The 6000-nt window shown below is 65.0% G+C and carries 5 protein-coding genes; 3 read left to right on the top strand and 2 right to left on the bottom strand.

Annotated features, from left to right (window positions below):
• Positions 1-24: 24 nt before the first annotated feature.
• Entirely contained in the window at positions 25-474 is a 450-nt protein-coding gene (locus AUC69_RS03735; protein ID WP_204377257.1) for a thiol-disulfide oxidoreductase DCC family protein, read from the bottom strand.
• Between the two features lie 148 nt (positions 475-622).
• On the opposite strand from AUC69_RS03735, the gene AUC69_RS03740 reads away from it, so the two are divergent.
• From AUC69_RS03740 to AUC69_RS03750, 3 genes are all read left to right on the top strand, one after another.
• Positions 623-1270 carry a DUF2165 family protein gene (locus AUC69_RS03740; RefSeq protein WP_069440969.1) on the top strand — a complete coding sequence of 216 codons (648 nt, stop codon included), beginning with the start codon at positions 623-625 and terminating at the stop codon, positions 1268-1270.
• Positions 1271-1559: 289 nt separating this feature from the next.
• A complete protein-coding gene (locus AUC69_RS03745; protein WP_342018517.1) occupies positions 1560-1874 on the top strand; it encodes an aminoacyl-tRNA deacylase in 315 nt (104 codons plus the stop codon).
• Between the two features lie 181 nt (positions 1875-2055).
• The gene (locus tag AUC69_RS03750; RefSeq protein WP_083239064.1) at positions 2056-3849 is read left to right on the top strand and encodes a L,D-transpeptidase family protein; all 1794 of its coding nucleotides are present in this window, start codon (positions 2056-2058) and stop codon (positions 3847-3849) included.
• Between the two features lie 17 nt (positions 3850-3866).
• On the opposite strand, the gene AUC69_RS03755 is transcribed toward AUC69_RS03750, so the two are convergent.
• On the bottom strand, positions 3867-5648 hold the full coding sequence (locus AUC69_RS03755; protein WP_069440971.1) for an SLC13 family permease: 1782 nt from the start codon (positions 5646-5648) through the stop codon (positions 3867-3869).
• Positions 5649-6000 lie beyond the last annotated feature (352 nt).

Genomic DNA, 6000 nt, shown 5'->3' on the forward strand with positions numbered 1-6000 from the left:
GGACCCGCATGCTGCCTCAAGGCATCAGGCGTTCGCGCAAGGACGCGTCCGCAATCGCGCAGAGGTCCGCGCGGCCGAAGAGACGATAGCGGTTTCGCGCGAGGCGGAGATAAAGCCAGTCGCGGAGACCGCGCGGCAAAAGTCCCAGCGGCCGGATGAGATGGCCCCAGCCGCCGACGCGCGCCCGACGCGGATCATGCCGTCGAACGAACTCGAGGCGATCCCGTCTTCGAGGAACAGCCAGGTGGCAGGGTCCTCCGGGTCCATCCCGTAATGGGCGAGGATCGCATGACCGAGCGGCGTCTGGATCGGGCAGATGCGGATCGTTTCGCTATGATCGAGCCGTGCGATCAGCCGCGCCCCCGTGGCGCAGAGCATGCAGGCGCCGTCGATGAAGGCGATCGGCCGTGCGTCGGCGAAGTCCGGCACCGCCGGATCGTCGCGATAGGAATAGGGCGGCCGCTCGACGATCAATCCAATCTCCTCGGCGCATCTTGGGAGAGGCGGATTTCATCACAAAGCGGGCTGAATCGCTGCTACCAACTTCCAAATGGTGACGCAGCGCGTTTCGCTTATGCTGTGACCATCGAAACGGCTACAAGGACGGGCAGGGGGGGCCTGAATGCTGATCACCCGCTACGCCAAGATCGTCATGGCGCTGTGTCTCGCGGCCTTCTGCCTGCTCGTCGCCTTCGACAACATCACCGACTACGAGACCAACTATCTGTTCGTGCAGCATGTGATGAGCATGGACACGACCTTCGCCGGCAACGCGTTGATGTACCGGTCGGTCACCAGCCCGACGGTCTGGCAGGTCTGCTACTGGCTGATCATCGCCGCCGAGGCCGCCACCGGCATTCTCTTCCTCGCCGGCGCCATCCGCCTGCTCCAACTCCGCAACGCGCCGGCGGCACTGTTCAATCAGGGCAAAGGCCTCGTGGTGGCGGCCGGCCTGCTCGCCTTCCTCGTCTGGTTCTTGGGCTTCATGGTGGTGGCCGGCGAATGGTTCGCCATGTGGCAGTCGCAGACCTGGAACGGCCAGGAGCCCGCCTTCCGCTTCTACATGACCGCGCTCGCCGTGCTGATCTTCGTGTGCCTGCCAGACGGCGATCTCGCGCTCAGGGCCGAACGGGCGCAAGACAACAGGAAGCCCGCCGCCAAGACGCCTGCCGCCAAGACGCCCGCCGCCAAGAAGACCGCCGCGAAACGCGCAACGACCCCGAAACGCCGCCGCACCGACCAGGGCCGCCGCCGCACCGATACCACCTAGGCGTGTCACCTGGGGCATTGTGGCCCAGGAACTGATGGGTGTAGTCTTCGTTTAGGTCGCAGCCGCGCGCGTGAGGCGTGGTTGGGGGGACCTCACGCTTGCGATCGGTCTGCAATCGCAAAGGAGGGTTCCCCATGGCTATCGCCCCCACATTGGCCAAATATCTCGCCGCCAAGCATGTCCCCTATGACGTGCTGGATCACGAGCCCACGGAGAGCGCCTTGCGGACTGCGCAGGCTGCCGGATTCCCGGCGACCGCCTGGCCAAGGCGGTTCTGCTCCGCGACGCCATCGGCTATGCGCTCGCCGTGCTGCCTGCCACCCATCACATCCGCCTGGCCGACCTCAAGCGCCAATATGGCGACGATGTGGAACTCGCCAGCGAGGCGGAGGCCGCCGAGCTGTTCGACGATTGCGCCTGCGGGGCGATTCCGGCCATTGGCGAATGCTATGGGCTGGATACCGTGGTGGATGCAGGCCTCGAGGTCCAGCCGGACATCTTTTTCGAGGCCGGCGATCACGCCACCGTGGTGCATATGAGCCGGGACGATTTCGCCTGGCTGACGGTCATGGCCCAGCATGGCCGCTTCAGCCGGCCGCACTGATCCGGAGCCCGGTCAGATTCCTCTAGACCTGTTGCTCTGGAGCCTCACTTTGCCCCCGCAAGGCCTGAATTGGGTGGTTTCTTCCCCTTTCGCGGGGCATAATCGTGCCTGAGGGTAAGGCCTGTTCGCAAGGCTTTGAAACACAACCTGGAATGCCGTTGACGGCCAGGGGGATCAGACCATGAGGCGAATCGCATTGGGGCTCGTTCTGGCGGCGTCGTTCAGCTTGGCTGGACACGCGGCGGAGCCCGATGGGCCGGCGGGGCTGATCACGCAGTCCGAGGCCGTCCGGATCGCCATTCAGGACCGTCTCGCGGCCAGGTCCATGAGCGACGTGGCCGAGCAGATCGCCCTCGCCGAATATTATTCGCTCCCCGATCAGCGCCTCATCTGGGTCGACGAGACCGGCGTCACCGCCAAGGGCAAAGCCGTCATGGCCGAGATCGCCAAGGCCGACGATTACGGCCTGCGCGCATCCGACTACGATCTGCCCGACGTCGCGGGCCTCGACGTGGGCACTCCAGGCGCCACGGGGCAGCTTGCCGATGCCGAGCTCAAGATCAGCGCTGCGGTGGTCGAATACGCCAAGGACGCGCGGGGCGGCCGCATCGAGCCGCTGACCCTCAGCAAGAATCTCGATCCGACGCTGTATCTGCCCAATCCAGCCGAGGTCATCAGCTTCATCGCCATCCGCTCCGACCCGGCCGCCTATTTGCGCAGCTTCCAGCCGAGCCATCCGCAGTTCGAGGCGCTCCGCCAGCAACTGCTCGCCGCCCGCGCGGGTGACGCGCCTCAGGCCCCGCAGGCCGACACTGTCGTCATTCCCGACGGACCGCTGCTCAAGTTCGGCGTCGAGCATCCGCAAGTGGCTCTGCTTCGGCAGCGGCTCGAGGCTCCCGCCGCCGCCGGCGTCAAGGACACCCAGTTTGACGAGGGCCTGCGCGAGACCGTCCGGCAATTCCAGATTTCCCACGGCGGCTCTCCCGACGGCATGGTCGGCTCCGGCACGCGCCGCATGCTGAACGGTCAATCGGCGCCGCGTCAGGCCAGCGGCCGCGAGAAGATCGATCTGCTGCTCGCCAATATGGAGCGCTGGCGCTGGCTGCCGCAGGATCTCGGGCCCTTCTACGTCAACGTGAACATCCCCGAGTTCGTGGTCCGCGTCGTCGAGGATGGCAAGCCGATCCACGAGACGCGGGTGGTCGTGGGCAAGACGAACAAGCAGACGCCCATCATCAACGATGAGATGGAGGAGATCGTCTTCCGTCCGAACTGGTATGTGCCGAACTCCATCAAGACGGAGGAGATCGCGCCTTATCTCAACCGTGGCGGCGGCTTCTTCAGTGCCGGCTGGGATACGTCCATCTTCCGGCGCCAGGATCTGCGCATCCGCGGCGTCAACGGGCGCGACATCGATCCCGACTCCATCGATTGGGGACGGACCGACATCCGCAAATACGAGCTCTATCAGCCGCCGGGACCGCGCAACGTGCTCGGGCTGGTCAAGTTCCGGTTCCCCAACTCCCATGACGTCTATCTTCACGACACCACGCAGAAGCATCTCTTCGCCAAGACCATTCGCGCGGAGAGCCATGGCTGCATGCGCGTGCAGAATCCCGATCAGTTCGCCACCGTTCTGCTGAAGCACGATCAGGGCTGGACGGCCGGGCAGGTTTCCTCGGCTATGCAGTATGGTGCCGATGCCAACGCGGTCCAGCTCAAGACCCATATCCCCGTCTACATCAGCTACTTCACGGCCAGGGTGGACGAGGACGGCACGCTCAAGCAGTACCGCGATCTCTACGGTCACGACCGCAGGGTCCTCGCCGCGCTGAAAGGGCAGGCCGTGCCGTACGACCTGCCGGGGAACGATGAAGTCGTGGCCGCCGAAACCCAGCGGCCGGTCTACCGCAGAGGCCGCCAGGGCCAGAACGACGCCGTCAACGCCATCACCCGCGCGCTGTTCGACTTCTAACCGGTCTCATATGCCGCTCATTTCGACAGCGGCATGAGCAGCGCGATGGCGGTGCAGGTGGCGATGCCCACGATGATATTCATGGGCACGCCGATCCGCAGGAAATCCGCGAACCGGTAGTTGCCTGAGGCATAGACCATGGTGTTGGTCTGGTAGCCGATGGGCGTGGCGAAGCTCGCGCTTGCGCCCATCATGATGGCGATCAGGAACGGCCGCGAGTCGAGGCCGAGGCCCTCGGCAAGGCCGATGGCGATGGGTGTGAGCACCACGGCCACGGCATTGTTGGTGATGAGCTCCGTCAGGATTACGGCGAGAAAATAGACGACGGCGAGCATCACGAACCCGGAGCTTTGGCCGAGCAAGGGCTCGATCGCGGTCACGATGGCGCGCACGGCGCCGGTCTTCTCCAGCCCCACGCCGATGGCGAGCATGGCGAAAATCAGCACCAGGATTCCGCCGTTCACCGATTCCCATGCTTCTTCGGCGTCGATGCAGCGCAGGAGCAGGATTAGGGCGACGCCCAGCACGGCCAGTCCTTCGATCGGCATGACGTTCAGCGCCGCCAGCAGGACAACCCCGCCAATTGCGGCGATCGCCACCGGGGCCTTCTTGCGCCGAAAGCTGCGGGAGCGTGGCTGGGTGATATTGATGAAGTCCGCTTCCTCCGCCGCGGCGGCCAGACCCTCGGGTGTACCTTCGAGGAGGAGGCGGTCGGCAGCTCGGAGCTGAACCGAGTCCAGGTCCACGCCGGGGAGATAGCGATGGCGGCTGATGCCCAAAAGGCGGACCGCAAATCGCCCGAGGCGCATGTCGCTGACCGATCGCAAATTGCCCCGGCCAGGGGCCAGCACCGCCTCGACGATGATGTGATCCTTGTCGCTTTCGCCGCCGCCCACGCCCAGGATATCGAAGCCGCGCTCGCCATGCAGCGTCAGCACCTCCGGCATGGTCGCCTTGATCGCGATCCGGTCGCCGGGCTGCAGGACCTGATCGCCGAGCACGCCGCGGGTCGTCGACCCGTCCCGATAGAGGCTGACGAGCTTGATGCCTGCGTGGGTCAATTCCTTCACGGAACCGAGCTTCTTGCCTGCGAAGCGAGATTCGTCCGAGACCGTGAGCTCGGTCAGGAAGAAGACCTTCCCTTCTTCGTCCATGAGGTCCGCGGCGCTCATCCGCGCCGGAAGCAGGTACCGGGCGAGCACGAGCATGGTCGCGGTTCCGACCACGGCCGCCACGAGCCCGACGGGTGTGATCTCGAAGATCGAGAAAGCGGGCAGTCCGTGCTCGCGCGCGACGCCGTCCACCAGCAGGTTGGTCGAGGTACCGATCAATGTGCACGTGCCGCCGAGGATCGCGGCGTAGGAGAGGGGGATCAGCAACTGTGTCGGCGCCATGCCGACGGTTCGCGCAAGCCTCACGGCAATTGGAATCAGCACCACGACCACCGGGGTGTTGTTCATGAAGGCAGAGGCGCCGATTACGCCGGCGAAGAACGCCAGCAGCACGGTCTTGGGACGTTCGGCTGCTTGAGAGGTCACCCAGGATGCTGCGGCCTCCAGGGTTCCCGTTCTGACCAGCGCTCCCGACAGAATGAACATGGCCGCGATCGTGATCGGAGCGCTGTTCGAGAACACGCTCATGACGTCCTTGGTATCGATCAAGCCAAGGACGAGAAAGGCCGCCGCCCCGGCCGTGGCGACGACGGCCGGAGGAAATCGCTCCAGGAGAAACCCGACGAAGGTTGCGGCGAGGAGGAGGATTGCGATCTCGGCTTGGTGCTGCGCTATGAATTCTGTCACGTGGTCGAAGCCGCTCTGTTGACCGTTCGGGAGCGGACATTGATCGTAGTAATCCCCTCCCGTCCATCGGAACGTTCGACGGTCGCATTCCGTTTCGACGGTGCCCTGCGCGCAAATTCATCCACGAAAACGGGGCTTAGCGTGCTCCGCGTTCTCCTCCTCCACGCCGGAGGGAGGCGAAATTGCCTAATTTATCCCCGCCCGCCCAACGCGCATTATTCTGGTGCCGCCTCGTCCACTGAAGGGCGCGCTCTAGAGGCGTCTTGATCGCGGGACGGGGTCCGGCGCCCGAGGACGGCGCGGGACAGATGGGCTCATCGCGGACGGCCATACCCGCCCGGCCCGGACCCCC

It is taken from the genome of Methyloceanibacter superfactus (assembly GCF_001723305.1).
In the GTDB taxonomy this organism is placed as follows: domain Bacteria; phylum Pseudomonadota; class Alphaproteobacteria; order Rhizobiales; family Methyloligellaceae; genus Methyloceanibacter; species Methyloceanibacter superfactus.

Coding starts and splice junctions, on each gene's coding strand:
- AUC69_RS03750 (WP_083239064.1), top strand. CDS start 2,056: ATGAGGCGAATCGCATTGGGGCTCGTTCTGGCGGCGTCGTTCAGCTTG.
- AUC69_RS03740 (WP_069440969.1), top strand. CDS start 623: ATGCTGATCACCCGCTACGCCAAGATCGTCATGGCGCTGTGTCTCGCG.